Genomic DNA, 17,261 nt, shown 5'->3' with positions numbered 1-17,261 from the left:
TTCTACAATAACTTTTTCTGTTCTAGATTCTTCCGAGTTGAACTAGGTTCGGCTTGACCAAACTGCTCTGCCAAACGCTGACTCCAAGAGGTCGTCGCACGCGCACCAGCATAGTCTGCCTGTACTTGGTCATAGTCCAAAATCGCTTCAACTGGCTGTTCTTGGTATTCTTCTTCAAATACCACTTGGTTCAAAGGCAGTCTTGGTTTGACCTCGTGTTGTTGATTTGGCACGCCGAGGGCAATCCCAAAAACGGGATAGGTATAGTCAGGCAGATTAAAAAGCGCTGCCACTTCTTCCGACTTGTAGCGAACCAAACCGATAATCACACCACCATATCCCAGACTTTCAGCCGCAAGCAAGGTATTTTGCCCAGCGAGCGCAGCATCCACAGATGTGATGAGGAGACCTTCCACTCCTTGGGGTTGGAAAGTATCCGTATGAAGGTTTGCTCCCTTTTCCGCTCGATTCAAGTCACCAACAAAAAGTAGGAAAGCAGCTGACTGGCGAATGGCTTCCTGGGGAACCAGTTCATAAAGAGCATCTTTCTTCTCTTGACTGCGCACAAGAATCACAGAGTAGGATTGGAAATTTTTCCAAGACGACGCCATTTGTCCAGCAGTCAAAATCTCTTCCAAGTCTGCCTGAGGAATCTCTTGCTCCTTAAAGCGACGAACTGAAGTATGAGCTTTCATCAGTTTAATGGTTTCTGTCATCGGCGATTTTCTCCTTCTAGTCTTGTCTCCTCAGCCAAATAACGGATTCGTTCCATAACCCGTCTAGCTTCCCAAGTCTCATCATTTCCATTCTTTCCTTTGGCAAAATGTTTTTCCAAATCTTGGAAATTAAAGTTGGAAGTAAAGAAGGTCGGCAAATCTTCCTGCATGCGGTACTGAAGAATAACTTGGAGAATCTCATCACGCACCCAAGGTGTTGACTGCTCTGCACCAATATCATCCAAGACCAAGACTTCTGCTAACTTGATGTCATCCACCAAGGTCTTCACAGATCCTTCACCGATGGCATTTTTCACATCAATGACAAAGCTTGGATAGTGGAGAATCGTCGTTGATGCCCCACGCTTTTCAGATAGGTCGTGAGCTAAGGCCGCCATCATGAAACTCTTACCAACACCAAAATCTCCGTAAAGATAGAGGCCTTTCAAATTATTGGGGTAATCGTTAACAAATTCTATCATTCTATTTAGAACAGTTAAACGCTGAACATCATCACGATAAACATCTAAAAAACTGACATTTTTCAAGCTAGATGGAAAATTAATTAAGTTGAGACGTTTCTTGATGGCAGCTTCTTTTTCAGCTACGATTAGTTCTGGTGTTTCTTCATAAGACACATCCGCATAACCATGATTCATGACCAATATAGGCTTGTAGCCACGCGCTATATAGTCCGCATCCCCACGTAGAAACTTGTCCCGTTCTGTGATATATTGGTTGAACTTAGAGATGCTACGATTTAACTCCTCTTGACTAAGGGATTCTTGCTGGATAAAGGCCGCAACATCAGGATCCTTCATGATTTTCTGGACCAAATCTTGATAGTGAAAACGACTTGGTTGACGTTTGAGTACATCTCCGACACTTTCCATCTAATCACCTCCGTTATCTAATTTTGCTAATAATTCTAGGGTTTGGCGTTCCATCTCTTCTAATTCCTCAGCGGATGACGTATTTTTATATTCTGGATTACTCCACTTAGGAACATTGGTCTTAGTCGAGCTAGTTTTCGATTTCTGGTCTTCTTGCCCTTTTTTCTGACGCTCTCGAATCCGAAGCACAGCTTCTTCTGCTGTTCGAATTTTTTGATAAGCATAGTCATTGGCAACCTTCATGGCATATTTTTCATTGACATTAGCCGAATCAACCTTGTTAAAGGTTAGAAGCAAGACGATATTGATGACTTCGTCCAGCAAGCCTAAAGACGCCATCTGGTGAAGGAGTTCTCGCTCACTCTGGGTGATGTTCCCCTTACGCGTTTGCTTGATTTCGGCTAAAAATTGCAGGGGTATTTTATTTTTGGCTTCCCTGATAATGGTCATTTCTTTGGGGCTAAAGTCAGAAGGAACCTGCTTTTGCGCAAGCTTTTCACGCATGCGTTTGACTGAAATAACCTGAGCCAGCGCTGTCGCCTTGGCTAATTGATAAGTTTCAAACCAGGTCCATTTTTTTTCATCTGCGATGGCGAATAATTCCAAAACATCCGTTTGCTCGTCTTCAAAACGCAAGCCATCTCGAGCCATCAGACGCTGGAAATGTTCCAAATCAAAATCGTTTTTTAACTTGCTTTTAGACTCGCTTGGGGTCACTTCTTCAGTCAGGGTTGGAAAGACTTGGCTCAAAGAAACAGAGAGTGCTTCTCCCTCACTTGGAGCCTGCTTCATGGAAGCGACTGCAGTATCCCCAATCTTTTTCTCTAATAATCTGCTATAGACAGAATGGCTTAGAAATTCTTGACTGGAGAGGGGAGAATGAAGCTGTAATTCATAAGTTTCCCCCTTCTGATAAAGGGTCAACAAATCCAAAGCAGATAAAATTTTAAAGGATTGGAGCAAGGTCGGCATGCCAAAGTTTAAGTGGTTGAGGATATGGGAAAAGAGATGTTCCTTTTGTCCACCATCCCAGAAGGTAATGGCATATAGATAGAGGCTCAGCGCCTCCTGACCGATAATCGGGAGGTAGCACTGCACCAGAGAAGAGGTATCTTGCGACACCCGATTATTCTTTAGAAAAGAAAAACGGTCATTTGGTTTCATCTATTTTTCCTTTTTCTTCTTAGAGGATTGGGTGATCTGCTGGAGCAGACTCTCCAACTCACTCACATCCTTAAAACTACGGTAAACACTGGCAAAACGAACATAGGTAATCTCATCAAGCTCTGCCAATTCTTCCATGACTAAAGACCCAATATATTCACTTTGGATCTCATTTTCACTGCGACTACGAAGTTTTTGCTCGATGCGATTGACCACCATGCCAATTTCATCACTCGAAACAGGGCGTTTCTGGGCTGATCGGATAATCCCATTAAAGATTTTATCTCTCGAAAACTGCTCTCGCGTACCGTCTTTTTTGACGACAACCAGCGTTCTTTCTTCTACTCGTTCATAGGTTGTAAAACGATGCTGACACTCGTCGCACTCACGTCTTCGACGGATGGTATTTCCTTCTTCGGCTTGTCGACTATCAACAACACTAGACTTGGTAGCCCCACATTTTGGACAACGCATGCATTTCCCTCCTTGTCGTTTTCTTTTCATTATACCATTTTTTGAGCAATTCCCAAAACAATTCTTATTTTTACTTGACAAGTTTTTTGTTTTATTGTATTATTTAATTAGAACAACAAAGACAAAGAAAGGAGACTATGATGTCCTGGTCATTTGATAATACAAAACCGATTTATTTACAGATTATGGAAAAAATCAAATTACAGATTGTTTCCCATGAACTGGAACCCAATCAACAGCTCCCTACCGTGAGAGATTTGGCGAGCGAGGCTGGGGTCAATCCTAATACCATTCAGCGCGCCTTGTCTGACCTCGAACGTGAAGGATTTGTATATAGCAAGCGGACAACTGGTCGTTTTGTCACCGAGGATTTGGACCTCATCCTTCAGTCCCGCAAACAACTTTCCGAGGAGCAACTGCAACAATTCGTCTCTTGCATGCTTCAATTTGGCTACAAAAAAGAAGAACTGCCAAATGTATTAAGCGACTATATTAAAGGAGTTTAAGACTATGACACTACTAGCACTTGAAAATGTAACAAAATCATATGGAGCAACTGCGGCACTTGACAATATCTCACTAGAGATCTCAGCCGGAAAGATTGTCGGGCTCCTTGGACCAAACGGATCCGGAAAAACAACCTTGATCAAACTGATCAATGGTCTCCTTCAACCAAATAAAGGACGTGTCCTCATTAACGGACAGGATCCAAGTCCTGCCACCAAGGCGATCGTATCCTACCTACCAGATACAACCTACCTCAATGAAGAGATGAAAGTTAAGGATGCTCTAACCTATTTTAAAACCTTCTATCAGGATTTCAATCTCGAAAGAGCCCAACACCTTTTAGCCGATCTCGGTATTGATGAAAACAGTCGCCTCAAGAAACTATCAAAAGGAAACAAGGAAAAGGTCCAACTCATCTTGGTTATGAGCCGTGAAGCCCGCCTCTACGTTCTGGACGAACCAATCGGAGGCGTGGATCCAGCTGCCCGTGATTATATCCTCAATACCATCATCAATAACTACTCACCAACCTCTACGGTGCTGATTTCAACCCACTTGATTTCAGATATTGAGCCAATCTTGGATGAGATCATCTTCCTCAAAGACGGAAAAGTCGTCCGCCAAGGAAATGTTGATGATATTCGTTACGAGTCAGGTGAATCAATTGACCAGCTCTTCCGCCAGGAATTTAAAGCCTAAGCAAAGGAGATTATTATGTTTTGGAATCTAGTTCGTTATGAATTTAAAAATGTCAATAAATGGTATCTGGCACTCTACGGTGCTGTACTTGCAATTTCAGTTTTGATTGGAGCTTTTATTAGCAGTCTTAGCCAGAGTTACAATCCTAACAATGCTGCTTATTTCATCTTCTTTTTAGTACTAGTCTTTGGAGGACTTAGCGTCACTCTTTGGATTGCAACAATCTTTTTAATCATCCGAAGATTCAAGGGGAGTGTTTATGACCGCCAAGGTTACTTGACCTTGACCTTGCCTGTCTCTGAGCACCAAATCATCATCGCAAAACTTTTAGGTGGTCTTGTCTGGTCCATCTTAAGCTATATCGTCTTTATCTTAAGTATATTGATTATCATCTTCTTAACACCAATTGAAAAAGACTTCACTGCCCTCTATAACTTCATTTCCCCTTATCTCAGCTACGGCTGGCTGTATGCCCTATCACTATTTGTCGGGTCAATCACATGGATTTTATCCATTTACCTCTCCATCTCTATCGGACAACTCTTTAACGAATATCGAACAGCTATGGGAATTTTAGCCTATATCGTCATTGCTATCGTCATTGGTTATGTTTCTCTCTTCTTAAGAGTTGACAATGACTTTAACGTGATGGCTGGTACAGAAATCTTGCGCGATCTCTTTTTATCAGCTATCTACTATCTTGGTACCTACTATATCTTGAAAAACAAGGTTAATTTGCAATAAAAAATGCCCAGCTAGAAAGCTGGGTTTTTCTTTAACTCAATATCAAACTGGCTACGATGGGGCTGACAAAGACGTAGAGAATACCAGTGACACCGATAGCCAAGCCACCCATGGCTCCTGCTACCGATCCGTATCGAAAGGCGGTTCCCGTTCCGACAGCATGACCTGTTCCTCCAAGAGAAAGTCCCACAGCCACTGGGTCATCGATCTTCAACCATTTCAAAAGGGTTGGTCCGATCACACTGGTCAAAATGCCAGTGGCCACTACGACGACCAAGGTCACAGTCGTCAAACCTTGCAATTTTTCTGTAATCCCCACTGCCATAGCGGTTGTCACTGACTTGGGAAAGAGAGAAATAGCTAGGAAAAAGTCCATGCCAAATATTTTCGCTACTATGGCAGTAAAGCAAGTATTGACAACTACTGCTAACAGACTACCAAAGAGAATACTGCGAGCATGGTGCTTCATCAAGTGAAAACTCTTATAAAGCGGAATCCCTAAAGCCACTGTTGACGGAACAATCAAATTGTTCAGATAAACCCCACCTTGGTAGTAATCTTGGTAAGAAATCCCCGTCAGCTTTAGAAAAATGATAATGAAAACAGCCGACAAAAGCAAGGGCGTTGTCAATGGATGGGGAAAACGTCTGTAAATCAGCATCCCCACTAGATAAGCAAGGATAGACAGGGCAAGCCCAAACAGGGGATTGGAAACAAATTCACTCATTTGGCATCTCCTTTCTCATAATCTCCCTCAAATCGTCTCTTAATGAACTGAACTACCACGGCTATGAGGATAATATTGATGACAGCTGCAAAAAAGACAATCAAAACGATGGGCAGGAGATAGGGAGCAATCACATCAAACTTCTCCATTATTCCCACTGCTGGTGGCAAAAAGAGAATAGTCATATTGGCCAGCAAGAAATTCCCCACCATGTTGACATGTCTGGTTCTCAGCCACTTGAACTGTAAGGCTAGAAAGAGAATAATCAAACCGATAATACTGCCTGGGATAGGCAGATGAAAGAAACTAGAAATTCCCTCACCGATCAATGAAATCACAAAGAGAATCATTAATTGAACATATAATTTCATTCTAAACTCCACGAAATAGACTTCTTGCATACCAGTTTACTCTTTTTTCAGAAAATTTCAAGGAAATATTGCAATTCTTCTCTCTTGCACGGATTAGTTAAAAGTAGTATAATCATTGCATGCGCAATCATCTTGTATTGCAGAAACAGTCACTAATGACTTTGTGATTTTTACTTTGAAAAGAAAGGAGAAAGCAATGACCTACTTAGAAAAATGGTTTGACTACAACCGCCATCAAAAAGAAATGGAAGCCTTGTTGGAAGAAACTATTGCCCAGCAGAGTGAACAAAGGCTGAACTTGAAAGAGTTTTACCTGCTCTACTATTTGGATCTAGCCGATGAAAAATCCTTACGACAGATTGATTTACCCGATAAACTCCATCTCAGTCCGAGCGCTGTTTCTCGAATGGTGGCACGATTAGAAGAGAAAAACTGCGGTTTGCTTAGTCGCAGATGTTGCGATCAGGATAGACGGGCTAGTTTTATCTGCCTGACTGACGAGGGACAAACCACCCTAGCTTACCTGCAAAAAGCCGTCGAAGAAAGACTGGAAACGAGTCTTGATTTCATTTCTTAATCAGATTTTTTAAAAAAGTTGCGTGCGCAATCATTTTTCTTGACATTCCTCTTTTCAAGGAGTACAATAAAGTCAAGATCGAACAAAGGAGTTTTATATGATCGAAATTACTTATCTAGACGCCAGTAAGCAAGAGAGAACCATGACTTTCGAGTCTTACCAAGACTTTGAACGTTCTCAACACGCCTGCCTCATCGGCGTTGCTGATTACTATACTGTCCAAAAATTAACCTACAATGGTCATGATTTGGACTACCATGGGACTTATGGAGATGTTTTCTTCTATCTCATGAAACAAGATTTAAGCCAATATAACTAAAAAAGGAGAAATACAATGGCAAAAGCAATTACAGATGCAACATTTGAACAAGAAACAAAAGACGGTTTGGTCTTGGTAGACTTCTGGGCAACTTGGTGTGGTCCATGTCGTATGCAAGGTCCAATCTTGGATAAATTGTCTGAAGAACTTTCAGAAGATGTCTTGAAAATCGTTAAAATGGATGTTGATGAAAATCCAAACACAGCTCGTGCTTTTGGAATCATGTCTATCCCAACCCTTCTCTTCAAAAAAGACGGCCAAGTGGTGAAACAAGTTGCAGGTGTTCATACTGCAGAACAAATCAAGGCCATCGTTGCTGAATTGAGCTAATCACACGAGAGACCAAGTGCTTCATTTGGTCTCTTTTTTCTTGCTCTTTGCCATTTTTCAAAAAATATGCTAGACTGTAGGTAGAATATTACGATGTTTGGGACATGCCATCGCTAAAAAAAACCTCTACTTGGTATTTTTTAGCTCCCCTCAAGGGAGCTTTTTGCGTGCTCTGAACATTTCCCATTTTGGAAGGAGTACTATGAAACGTCAATCAGCCTTGGTCGTCTTTAGTGGCGGTCAAGATTCCACAACCTGCCTCTTTTGGGCTAAAGAACACTATGAAACAGTCGAAGCCGTCACCTTTGCCTACGGCCAACGCCATCATCTCGAAATTCAAGTTGCTAGAGAAATCGCTAAGGAACAAGGCATTCGTCATCACATCTTAGATATGTCTCTGCTGGGACAAATCACTGAAAATGCCCTGACCTCTGATCTGGAGATCGAGCAAAAAGAGGGAGAGGTTCCCAATACCTTCGTTGACGGCCGCAACCACCTCTTTCTATCCTTTGCGGCAGTTCTTGCCAAGCAACGAGGCATTAAAGATATCGTGACAGGTGTCTGCGAGACAGACTTCTCAGGCTACCCTGACTGCCGAGATGTCTTTGTCAAATCTCTCAATGTTACTCTCAACCTTGCCATGGATTACGACTTCGTTATCCAAACGCCTCTCATGTGGCTAGACAAGGCTGAAACTTGGGAATTAGCCGACCAACTCGGTGCCTTTGACTATGTTCGTGAAAAGACCTTGACCTGCTACAATGGGATTATCGGAAGTGGCTGTGGAGATTGCCCAGCCTGCCACCTGCGTCAGCATGGCCTTGATGTTTATCTCTCACAGAAAGGAGTGGGCTAATGTTTTTTGCACCCAAAGAAATCAAACAGGAAACTGGGGAGTCTCTTGTCTACAATCCTCACAGAACCTTGGTATCAAAAGAGTTTACTTTCGACGCTGCCCACCACCTCTTTCACTATGAGGGAAAATGCAAATCCCTGCACGGCCACACTTATCATCTGCAGATTGCTGTCAGTGGATTTTTAGATGAACGGGGTATGACCTACGATTTTGGAGATATCAAAGCTATCTACAAGGACTACTTAGAGCCCCATTTGGATCATCGCTATCTCAATGAAACCCTGCCTTATATGAATACAACCGCTGAAAACATGGTTTACTGGATTTTCCAAACCATGAGTCAAGAGTTGCCAGACGAACGCGGTCTCCGTATGGAATACGTTCGTCTCTATGAGACTCCGACTGCCTTTGCAGAGTTTAGACGGGAGTGGTTAGATGACTAGGGAACGTGTCCTCAAACTACCAGTTCTGGAAATCTTTGGCCCAACCTTTCAAGGTGAAGGTCGTGCCATCGGGCAGAAAACCATGTTTGTCCGTACTGCTGGTTGCGACTACCATTGCGACTGGTGCGACTCTGCCTTTACTTGGGATGGTTCTGAAAAGCCAACTCGCATGACCGCTGATGAAGTCATTGCTGCCTTAGATAAGCTAGGAAGCTACGACTATGTAACCCTATCTGGGGGAAATCCTGCTATCCTAGCAGCCAACATGGCCGAACTCGTCACCAAGCTCAAGGAACGTGGTGTCACTCTGGCAGTTGAGACCCAAGGCTCCCGCTGGCAAAATTGGTTAAAAGATATTGATCAGGTCACTCTGAGCCCCAAACCTCCTTCATCAAAGATGGAAGTCAACTTTGAGACCTTGGACTTTATCGTTTCCCAACTGGACCCAGGCAAGGTCACCTTTAAAATCCCTGTCTTTGACGATGCCGATTTGGCCTTTGCCAAAGAGGTTCAAGAACGCTACCAACCAGATGTCCTCTTCTTATCAGCAGGAAATCCTGAGCCCAAGGCTACAGGCAATATTGTCCAAGACCAACTGGATCGCCTCAAAGAACTCTGGGAACATGTCGCTGCTGACGATAGCTGGGGCAATGTCCGCGTCCTTCCTCAACTTCATACCCTCCTCTACGACAACCAACGTGGTGTTTAAGATTAGAAAGAAAAAATCATGTCACAACAAGAAGAAATGAAAAACCTAAGCCTACTAGGCAATAAAGAAACCAACTACATTTTCGACTATCAACCAGAAGTCCTCGAATCCTTTGACAATCGTCATGTTGAAAATGACTATTTCATCAAATTCAACTGTCCTGAATTTACCTCGCTGTGCCCTATCACTGCTCAACCAGACTTTGCGACCATTTATATTTCCTACATTCCTGACAAGCTCTGTGTCGAGTCAAAATCCCTCAAACTCTACCTCTTTAGCTACCGAAATCATGGGGATTTTCACGAAAACTGTATCAACACCATAGGGAAAGACTTGGTCAACTTGCTAGACCCTCGCTATTTAGAAGTCTGGGGAAAATTCACTCCGCGCGGTGGCATTTCAATTGACCCCTACTACAACTACGGTAGACCTGGAACTAAGTATGAAGGATTGGCAGAACAGCGTCTCTTCCAACACGACCTTTATCCAGAGAAAATTGACAACCGCTAAACTCATACTCAATGAAAATCAAAGAGCAAACTAGGAAGCTAGCCGCAGGTTGCTCAAAGCACTGCTTTGAGGTTATAGATAAGATTGACGAAGTCAGCTCAAAACAGTGTTTTGAGGTTGCAGATGGACGCTGACGTGGTTTGAAGAGATTTTCGAAGAGTATCATACGAAAAAGCCCTGTTCCTCAAGCTGAGGAGCAAGGCTTTTTTGAGTTTCAATTATTCTTCTGTTCCAAGGAAGTTTTTCGCTACAAGAGCTGCAAGAACACCACCAACGATTGGGGCAAGGATGAAAATCCAAACTTGTTGAAGAGCTGCGCCACCGACCAAGACAGCTGGTGCCAAGCTACGAGCCGGGTTCACTGAAAGGCCAGTAATGTTCAAGCCCACAAGGATCATGGCCATCAATGACAAACCAATTACTAAACCAGCAATCGCACCATTTCCCTTGCTTTCTGATGTTACCGTCATGATAACTAGGACAAACAAGAAAGTTGCGATGACTTCAAACAAGAATCCACCAAAGACAGTGACACCGTTTGCCAAGGCATTTTCACCAAGACTAGCAGTTGACATGCCTGAGTTAGACAAGAGGAAGAATACTGCAGCTGACGCAAGGAAAGCTCCAACTACTTGTCCAAGGATGTAGTTTACAAGCTCTGAAGATGACAAACGTTTGTTTACAAACATAGCAATCGAAACAGCTGGGTTCAAGTGAGCCCCTGAAACAGTTCCGATTGAGTAGGCTGCAACTACAATTGCCAAACCAAAGGCAAAAGCAATCCCAAGGTGTCCAAGGCCATCAAGACCATTTCCAAAAACAACAGCTCCTGTTCCGATGAACACAAGCATAAATGTACCGATTAATTCAGCAACAAATTTTTTCATGATAAATCTCCTTTTTTCAAACTATGTATTAGTCTATCAAAAGAAGGAAAGGGTTTCAAGAAAATTGACTGGAAAGTTATTTGAAAATCATGAAACGACTCGCTTATCCTTAGTACTGAAAAGATTGAATAGCTTCTTTCAAGTCATCTTGTAAACTATTTCTCTGGTCAAGTTGAACATAGACTTCCAACAGACAGGATCTGAAGTTGGAAAATTTATAAAAATCTTCCCTTTCTTCTATCGGAAAATCAACAGTTTTTATCCAAGAGGCTACTTGCTCTTGCTCCAACTTCCCTTGTAAAATGGGTTCATAAAGTACTCTCGCTAACCGCCAATCCTCATCATTTGTAAAACGAATGGTAATTCTTTTAAATAGTTGACCCAGTACATCAAATACTTCAGAAACTCTGTTACTAGGAAAATCTGGATGACAAACGACTTCAGTCAAGAGATCCGCTCCATGCGCAAAAGCGTGAACCCAACCATACTGACTTGAAAAACCTGTCGTATCCTTTTCTTTTTTAAGGTAATACAAACCTTGAGATAGCATAGCATTTCTTATATCAGTTTTTAAACCTTTATAGAAAAGAGAGTGTTCGTTACCATCTGCAGACAAAAGATTGGCATAAATAAGCGCCCTAAAAGAACGTTTAAGAGCCGAAACTCCTCTACTATCAATCTCTTTGTATAGACCTTCATCAGAGGAGACCTCTTCTGAGATAAACTGAAACTGCTCAAGGGAAAACAACTCTTCTTGAATCCCCCTAGCCAAACTCGTAAAAACAAGTTCATCTCGAATTTCTGGAGAGGGATCTCCCAAGTGCTCAAGCAGCCACTGAATTTCTTCTCGACTATAGCTTGGTTTTTCTTCTATCACTTTTCTTTGTAATTTTTTACGCATCTCAAGTACCTCTACATTTCTAGCAACTTCTCAAAAAGCCATCCGAAGATAACTTTCTTTCTTATTCTGTTTTTGATGGACGTTTTCCTGCAGCAATTGCATCTGCCTCTGTCATCTCAACAACGTTGGCTTTATTCGTTTTTGGAGGCATTCTATCCTTACTATACCAATAAACTTTTGATTTCCCATGGTTTGCAACATAGACAATTCTATCTTGCTGTTGAGCTTTGGTTTCAGCTTCACGTGCAATTCTTTTTTCTTCTTCTTTTTGAGAAATTAACGACTCAACTGCACCTATTCTATCAAGCAACTCTGTCTTTTTATCATTATTTTCAATCTGATTAACTGTTTCTTTAGCAGACTTCACTTGACTCGCATCTTGACTGTCTTCTAATTGTTTGACTAAGGTTTCACCTTTTTCTTGCAACTCCTTTGCAGCTTTTTCTTTGGCAATTCTCTCTTCTTCTGCTTTTTCTTTAGCTTTTTTCTCTTCTTCGATTCGTTTTGCTTCCTCTATACTAGATGAAGTATCAGTGGTTGAAGCTGTCGAAGTAGTAGATGTCGCAGTCTGCTTAGTTTCTGACTGAGAAGATGAAGTTTTCTTTGTGACTGTCGGAGTTTGAAGAGCAACTGCAACAAAACTGACAACGAAAAGTCCGATCATTAAATTTCTTTTTCGAATATCTGGTGCTTTCTTTACAAAATACCAAATACCAATTCCGCTCAAAACAAGATAGAGAGTAGGAAGAGCAATCAATAAAATGATTCCCAACAAAACTAGACCAATTTTGATAAAATGCATTCTTTGGGGATCTTGCTCTAGCCATTTTTTAATTCTGTTCATATCCTTATCCTAAATCCCCTTTACTCTCCCAACTCTGCACTGTAGGCGATAATCTGGTCAACCGTGTCTGACAAGAACTGGATGGTATCACGGAGTGGTTTGTCCGTTGAGATATCGGCTCCGATAATCATGGCTGACTCAAGCGGTGTCTTGCTACCGCCAGATTTAAGGAGATTGAGCCAGTCTTCAGCTCCAGTTTCTGAATGTTTCAGATGAAGGTAACCCGCAGTCGAGATGACAAGTCCGGCTGAGTAGGTGTAGCTATACAAGCCCATGTAGTAGTGGGCCTGGCGCATCCAAGTCAAAGAAGCATCGTCGTCAATTTCAATAGCATCTCCCCAGAAATCCGTCAAGACTTCCTTCATAATGCTGTTAAGTTTGCTTGCTCCGAAGGTTTCTCCTTCTTCAATCAATGTATAAACCTTACGCTGGAAGGCTGCTTCCAAGAGGTGGGTGATGAAATTATGGAAGTAGGTATCTGTTAAGCGGTGAGCCAGAGCGAAGCGTTTTTGACGAGGGTCATCAGATTGGTGCTCCAAGTAATCACTGAGAAGCAATTCATTGAAAGTTGACGGCGCTTCAACATAGTAGGTCGACATGTGAGCATTGAAGTAACTCTGATGATTATCTGAAAAGATGAATTGACCAGAATGCCCGATTTCATGAATCAAGGTATAGACATCGCTCAAACGGCCTGTCCAGCTCATGAGGACATAAGGGTGCACGCGATATGGATCCGTCGCATAACCTCCGGAATCCTTGCCACTATTAGCAGCAAAGTCCACCCAGCGCTCTTCTTGATAGCGAGCAACTTCCTGACAATATTCTTTCCCCAAAGGTTCTACCGACTTCATGATCAAATCATAGGCATCGTCAATAGTCACTTGAGGATTGAGGGCGCTGTCCAAGTCCAATTTCCAGTCTGCAAAGGTCATCTTTTCAAGACCATTTACCTTGGCAACATGCTTGAGGTATCTCTGAGCAACAGGCGCAAACTCCCTCATGATGAGGTCAATCTGACGATCAAACATGGCACGGTCCACTTCTTGCTCAGCTAGAAGATAATCAAAGACAGAGTCATATCCCTTCATATCAGCCAAGAGTTTTTCAGACTTGACTTGAGCTAGATAGGCTGCAGCAGCCGTATTTTGGTGCTTACGAAGACCTTCTGAGAAGGAACGGAAAGATTTCTCACGAACCTCAGCATCCTCATGATTTTGGTAGAAATTTTCATAGGTCACAAAGCTGTTTTTGTAGGTCTTGCCATGGGCTTCAAAGTCAGCCATTTCAAAGTCCCCAGCTCGCATTTTCGTATAGATATCCTGCGGACTGTAGAAAACTTCACCGAGATTGGTCAAGGCCTTCTCCACATCAGCCCCTAGATAGTGGGCTTTTTTGATTTTGGCCTGACGAATGGCAGCTGTTAAATGAGGCAATTTACCCAAACGGTCCAAGACTTCCTCGTCTGCTGCCACCAAGGCATCGTCAAAGAAGGTCAGAGCTACGCTGGCGTCTGTTTCAAATTCCATCCCAGCTTGGGCAATGTTGGCAAATTCGTCATTGCTATAGTCTGTCGTCTGAGGCATAAAGCCATAGTTGCCAATATGGCTCATCTGAATGTAGATTTGTTCCAATTCCGCAAAGGCCTTCTCGAAATCTTCAAAAGTGTGAAGATTGCCATTGTAGTCACGGCTAAACTGGTTGATGTCTTCACGAGCCTTCTCGATTGCACGCAAGAAATCCTCACGGTCTTGGTATAGGGCTGTTAAATCCCAAAGTTCCTTCTCTGGAAATTCTGAACGGTGTTTTTGTTCCATTTTCTTCCTCTTATTTCTCTAATTCTAATAAAACACTAAGGGCTGATAAGGCGTAAAGCGGTGCTGTTTCTGCTCGCAAAATACGAGGACCAAGACCTGCCAAGACTGCTCCCTTAGCTTCAAAACTTTCGATTTCTGCAGGTGACAGACCACCTTCTGGACCAAAGATAAAGAGCAATTTGGCTCCCTTCTCGAGTCCATTAACTGCTTGTAAAAGCGCAGCGGCTTCTCCTTCTTTGGCCGACTCTTCATAAGCCACTACGATAGAGTCAAATTGGTCCAGTTGAGCTAGAAAGTCTGATTTTTTCTCGAAAAGTGTGACACTTGGTACTAGATTACGCTTGCTTTGTTCTGCTGCTCCAAGGGCAATTTTTTCTAGTTTTTCAATCTTTTTACCCAATTTCTTGCCATCCCATTTGGCGACCGACCAATCGGCAGGGAAGGACCAAATCTGGCTGGCGCCCAGTTCAGTTACTTTTTGAGTGATAAACTCGAGCTTGTCGCCCTTGGGAAAGCCAGATGCGATGGTCACCTGGATTGGTAATTCCACGTTGTCAGCTAACTTTTCAACCAACTCAAACTGACGATTTTCAACATCCAAGACGCGCGCCAAACGCTTGATACCATCATCAAAGACTAAGGTCACCTCATCATCTTCTTTCAAGCGCATAACCTGAAACATATGCTTGCTGGTTTCCTTGTCCTCGATGGTGACAGGAGAGACTGCACTCCCCTTGACAAAATACTGCTGCATGCTAGCCTCCAATCACACCGGAAATATCCTTGGTTTTCTTAAAGACACAGGCATTCCATTCCCCTTGAACCATGTGAGTTTCGAGGAAAAATCCAGCTGACTCAGCCGACTCGCGCACCATGTCCCACTTGTCCTTGATAATGCCACTCATGATGAGGTAGCCTTCATCCTTGACCAAGCGGTAAGCATCATCCGTCAAATGAATAAGGATATCCGCCAAGATATTAGCCACAATCACATCTGCCTCAATCTCAACTCCCTTAAGCAAGTCTCCTGCTGCTACATGAATGTTTTCCATACCAGGGTTGAGCTCAATATTTTCCTGAGCAACACGAACTGCCACATCATCCAGGTCGTAGGCAAAGATTTCCTTGGCACCAAGTAGCGAGCTGGCAATAGAGAGAACCCCTGAACCAGTACCCACATCTAGCACTGTTTCCCCACCACGAAGAACCTGCTCCAAGGCAAAGAGGCTCATCTTAGTGGTTGGATGGGTCCCCGTACCAAAAGCCATACCTGGATCCAGCTTGATAATCTTTTCCCCAGCAGTCGCCTCATAGTCCGTCCAAGACGGCACGATGGTCAAATCATGAGTGATACGAGCTGGTTCATAGTATTTCTTCCAGTTGTCTGCCCAGTCTTCCTCAGCCAAGGCAGTCGTCCCCATCTTGACCTCTCCCAAGTCCATAAAATCAGTTAGTTCCGCGAGACGGGCCTGCAAGTCTGCCTCAACCGTTGCTACATCAACCGTATCAGGGTAGTAGGCTGTCACTACGATTTCTTCTTGCTGCTCAACCTCTGGGAAAATCTCGCCGAAGCGGTCAACATTTCCCACATAGTCCATACTATCTTCGATCGCAACACCTTGCGCTCCCAGCTCAATCAAGAGATTGGAAACCAACTCCTCTCCCTCACGCTTCACTGTAACTTTTAACTCTTGCCATGTTTCCATATTTAAGATACCAAGCCCGTAAAACACAAAGCCAAAATAGAAACTTCTCTGAAGACGCTTGTGTCTATGAGAAGTTTATCTTTTTGGCACAGTGTTTAGGGCGGGTTCAGTTTAGAAATTTAACCGAACCATCCTTTCTAATCACTTACTTTATAATAATCTTTTAATCTCTCTTGCAAATGAGGTACAACTTGACTGGAGCTAAGAAATTCCTTGACATTCATGAGCTGATAGCCCTGCCCTTCATCACCAAAGGTGATATTGTCAAACTGGTTCTGTGTTAACTGACCGACTAGAAATACAGATTGTTTATCCGCAAAAAGCATACTTGGATAAAACTTACTCCAAAGCAGACAATCCTCAGTCAAATGAATTCCCAGTTCTTCATAAACTTCACGCGCTGCGCACTCAAAAGGACTTTCATCCCCCTCGCGTCCCCCACCGGGCAGTTCCCACATGTTGGGCCAGGGAATGCTTGTCTTATCATCGCGTAAGATAGTCAGGAGCTTATCCCCACAAAACAAAGCAATCTTACAGCCTGTGAAATCAGAAATTTCTAGTTCCATGTCAAACTCCTAATATCTCGGATAAGGGTAAAATTCTCCCTCTTCCAAGCCTACTTTTCCTTCTTCAAAGACTTCTTGGTTCCATTCCATGACAAATTCTTCTGCTTCTGGGTCTTCCAAAAAGTCCATGAGGGCATCTAGCCCAACCTCAGCAGTATCTTTAAGGAAAAGAGCAAAATATGCTAAAAATTCACGAGAAAATCCTTTTTTAGGCAAGTAAGGGATGACAGTCAAATAGTCTTCTGCATTGACTGTTGATTTAGCAGGATTGTAGAAAAGAACTGCTTCTTCAAAGAGAATGTCATCTGACGAAACCTCTCCATCTTCATCCACCATCTCCACACCTGCAGCATTTTGCGCTTCTAACAAAAAACTCACTTCAACCGCGTGGTTGCGCTTGTCCCAACTAATCTCATAATCAAAAGGAAAGTTCTTGTCCAACTCTTCTTGTAAAACATCTAAAAATCCATATGTTGCCATTTTGTCCTCTTTCTATGCGAC

Annotated in this window: 24 protein-coding genes; 10 read left to right on the top strand and 14 right to left on the bottom strand. The window is 42.9% G+C overall.

Going from position 1 to position 17,261, the window contains the following annotated elements:
• Window positions 1-2: 2 nt before the first annotated feature.
• From A6J84_RS00950 to nrdR, 4 genes are read right to left on the bottom strand one after another with little or no spacing between them, the layout of a single operon-like run.
• On the bottom strand, window positions 3-716 hold the full coding sequence (locus A6J84_RS00950) for an NADPH-dependent oxidoreductase (protein ID WP_095725856.1): 714 nt from the start codon (window positions 714-716) through the stop codon (window positions 3-5).
• Window positions 713-1,609, bottom strand: coding sequence for a primosomal protein DnaI (gene dnaI, locus A6J84_RS00945; protein ID WP_095725855.1), 897 nt, complete (start codon window positions 1,607-1,609; stop codon window positions 713-715). Before dnaI ends, A6J84_RS00950 begins: the two co-directional genes overlap by 4 nt.
• Window positions 1,610-2,773, bottom strand: a complete 1,164-nt coding sequence (locus A6J84_RS00940; protein ID WP_095725854.1) for a DnaD domain protein — start codon at window positions 2,771-2,773, stop codon at window positions 1,610-1,612.
• On the bottom strand, window positions 2,774-3,247 hold the full coding sequence (nrdR, locus tag A6J84_RS00935) for a transcriptional regulator NrdR (protein WP_001203676.1): 474 nt from the start codon (window positions 3,245-3,247) through the stop codon (window positions 2,774-2,776). It abuts the gene before it with no gap.
• Between the two features lie 140 nt (window positions 3,248-3,387).
• Here nrdR and A6J84_RS00930 point away from each other — a divergent pair, with 140 nt between their 5' ends.
• The 3 genes from A6J84_RS00930 to A6J84_RS00920 are packed head-to-tail and all read left to right on the top strand — an operon-like array spanning window position 3,388 to window position 5,197.
• Window positions 3,388-3,753: a GntR family transcriptional regulator gene (locus A6J84_RS00930; protein WP_000119117.1), complete on the top strand. Its 366-nt coding sequence runs from the start codon at window positions 3,388-3,390 to the stop codon at window positions 3,751-3,753.
• Window positions 3,754-3,757: 4 nt separating this feature from the next.
• Window positions 3,758-4,453 (top strand): ABC transporter ATP-binding protein, encoded by a 696-nt coding sequence (locus A6J84_RS00925; protein WP_000173188.1) that lies wholly within the window; start codon window positions 3,758-3,760, stop codon window positions 4,451-4,453.
• Between the two features lie 15 nt (window positions 4,454-4,468).
• Entirely contained in the window at window positions 4,469-5,197 is a 729-nt protein-coding gene (locus tag A6J84_RS00920) for a hypothetical protein (protein WP_095725853.1), read from the top strand.
• Between the two features lie 31 nt (window positions 5,198-5,228).
• On the opposite strand, the gene A6J84_RS00915 is transcribed toward A6J84_RS00920, so the two are convergent.
• The gene (locus A6J84_RS00915; protein WP_001288947.1) at window positions 5,229-5,924 is read right to left on the bottom strand and encodes an LrgB family protein; all 696 of its coding nucleotides are present in this window, start codon (window positions 5,922-5,924) and stop codon (window positions 5,229-5,231) included.
• Window positions 5,921-6,295: a CidA/LrgA family protein gene (locus A6J84_RS00910; RefSeq protein ID WP_000781327.1), complete on the bottom strand. Its 375-nt coding sequence runs from the start codon at window positions 6,293-6,295 to the stop codon at window positions 5,921-5,923. The genes A6J84_RS00915 and A6J84_RS00910 overlap by 4 nt, the downstream gene beginning before the upstream one ends.
• A gap of 196 nt (window positions 6,296-6,491) precedes the next feature.
• Here A6J84_RS00910 and A6J84_RS00905 point away from each other — a divergent pair, with 196 nt between their 5' ends.
• From A6J84_RS00905 to queF, 7 genes are all read left to right on the top strand, one after another.
• Window positions 6,492-6,872, top strand: a complete 381-nt coding sequence (locus A6J84_RS00905) for a MarR family winged helix-turn-helix transcriptional regulator (RefSeq protein WP_000221641.1) — start codon at window positions 6,492-6,494, stop codon at window positions 6,870-6,872.
• Window positions 6,873-6,969: 97 nt separating this feature from the next.
• Window positions 6,970-7,191: a DUF4649 family protein gene (locus tag A6J84_RS00900; RefSeq protein WP_000570263.1), complete on the top strand. Its 222-nt coding sequence runs from the start codon at window positions 6,970-6,972 to the stop codon at window positions 7,189-7,191.
• 15 nt (window positions 7,192-7,206) lie between these two features.
• Window positions 7,207-7,521 carry a thioredoxin gene (trxA, locus tag A6J84_RS00895; RefSeq protein WP_001029581.1) on the top strand — a complete coding sequence of 105 codons (315 nt, stop codon included), beginning with the start codon at window positions 7,207-7,209 and terminating at the stop codon, window positions 7,519-7,521.
• Between the two features lie 202 nt (window positions 7,522-7,723).
• On the top strand, window positions 7,724-8,377 hold the full coding sequence (queC, locus tag A6J84_RS00890; protein ID WP_095725852.1) for a 7-cyano-7-deazaguanine synthase QueC: 654 nt from the start codon (window positions 7,724-7,726) through the stop codon (window positions 8,375-8,377).
• Window positions 8,377-8,820 (top strand): 6-carboxytetrahydropterin synthase QueD, encoded by a 444-nt coding sequence (queD, locus tag A6J84_RS00885; protein WP_000464570.1) that lies wholly within the window; start codon window positions 8,377-8,379, stop codon window positions 8,818-8,820. The genes queC and queD overlap by 1 nt, the downstream gene beginning before the upstream one ends.
• Complete coding sequence (gene queE, locus A6J84_RS10140; RefSeq protein ID WP_125448671.1) at window positions 8,813-9,529, top strand: 7-carboxy-7-deazaguanine synthase QueE; 717 nt, start codon at window positions 8,813-8,815, stop codon at window positions 9,527-9,529. Before queD ends, queE begins: the two co-directional genes overlap by 8 nt.
• 18 nt (window positions 9,530-9,547) lie before the next feature.
• A complete protein-coding gene (gene queF / locus A6J84_RS10135) occupies window positions 9,548-10,039 on the top strand; it encodes a preQ(1) synthase (protein WP_000082582.1) in 492 nt (163 codons plus the stop codon).
• Between the two features lie 218 nt (window positions 10,040-10,257).
• Here the strand turns inward: queF and A6J84_RS00875 are convergent, their stop codons facing one another.
• From A6J84_RS00875 to A6J84_RS00840, 8 genes are all read right to left on the bottom strand, one after another.
• Window positions 10,258-10,926 (bottom strand): MIP/aquaporin family protein, encoded by a 669-nt coding sequence (locus tag A6J84_RS00875; protein WP_095725851.1) that lies wholly within the window; start codon window positions 10,924-10,926, stop codon window positions 10,258-10,260.
• Between the two features lie 109 nt (window positions 10,927-11,035).
• Window positions 11,036-11,827 (bottom strand): DUF2785 domain-containing protein, encoded by a 792-nt coding sequence (locus A6J84_RS00870; protein WP_095725850.1) that lies wholly within the window; start codon window positions 11,825-11,827, stop codon window positions 11,036-11,038.
• Window positions 11,828-11,888: 61 nt separating this feature from the next.
• Window positions 11,889-12,671, bottom strand: a complete 783-nt coding sequence (locus tag A6J84_RS00865) for a deoxyribonuclease (protein WP_095725849.1) — start codon at window positions 12,669-12,671, stop codon at window positions 11,889-11,891.
• A gap of 20 nt (window positions 12,672-12,691) precedes the next feature.
• Window positions 12,692-14,488: an oligoendopeptidase F gene (gene pepF, locus A6J84_RS00860; protein ID WP_095725848.1), complete on the bottom strand. Its 1,797-nt coding sequence runs from the start codon at window positions 14,486-14,488 to the stop codon at window positions 12,692-12,694.
• 10 nt (window positions 14,489-14,498) lie between these two features.
• Window positions 14,499-15,242: a 16S rRNA (uracil(1498)-N(3))-methyltransferase gene (locus A6J84_RS00855; protein WP_004256076.1), complete on the bottom strand. Its 744-nt coding sequence runs from the start codon at window positions 15,240-15,242 to the stop codon at window positions 14,499-14,501.
• Window position 15,243: 1 nt separating this feature from the next.
• Window positions 15,244-16,194 carry a 50S ribosomal protein L11 methyltransferase gene (gene prmA / locus A6J84_RS00850; protein WP_045605872.1) on the bottom strand — a complete coding sequence of 317 codons (951 nt, stop codon included), beginning with the start codon at window positions 16,192-16,194 and terminating at the stop codon, window positions 15,244-15,246.
• 137 nt (window positions 16,195-16,331) lie between these two features.
• The gene (locus A6J84_RS00845) at window positions 16,332-16,760 is read right to left on the bottom strand and encodes an NUDIX hydrolase (protein ID WP_033681465.1); all 429 of its coding nucleotides are present in this window, start codon (window positions 16,758-16,760) and stop codon (window positions 16,332-16,334) included.
• Window positions 16,761-16,769: 9 nt separating this feature from the next.
• A complete protein-coding gene (locus tag A6J84_RS00840) occupies window positions 16,770-17,240 on the bottom strand; it encodes a DUF3013 family protein (RefSeq protein ID WP_000257133.1) in 471 nt (156 codons plus the stop codon).
• Window positions 17,241-17,261: the final 21 nt, after the last annotated feature.

The sequence above is a fragment of the Streptococcus sp. FDAARGOS_256 genome, assembly GCF_002289235.2.
GTDB lineage: Bacteria > Bacillota > Bacilli > Lactobacillales > Streptococcaceae > Streptococcus.
This window is presented reverse-complemented; position numbering and strand designations above follow the sequence as displayed.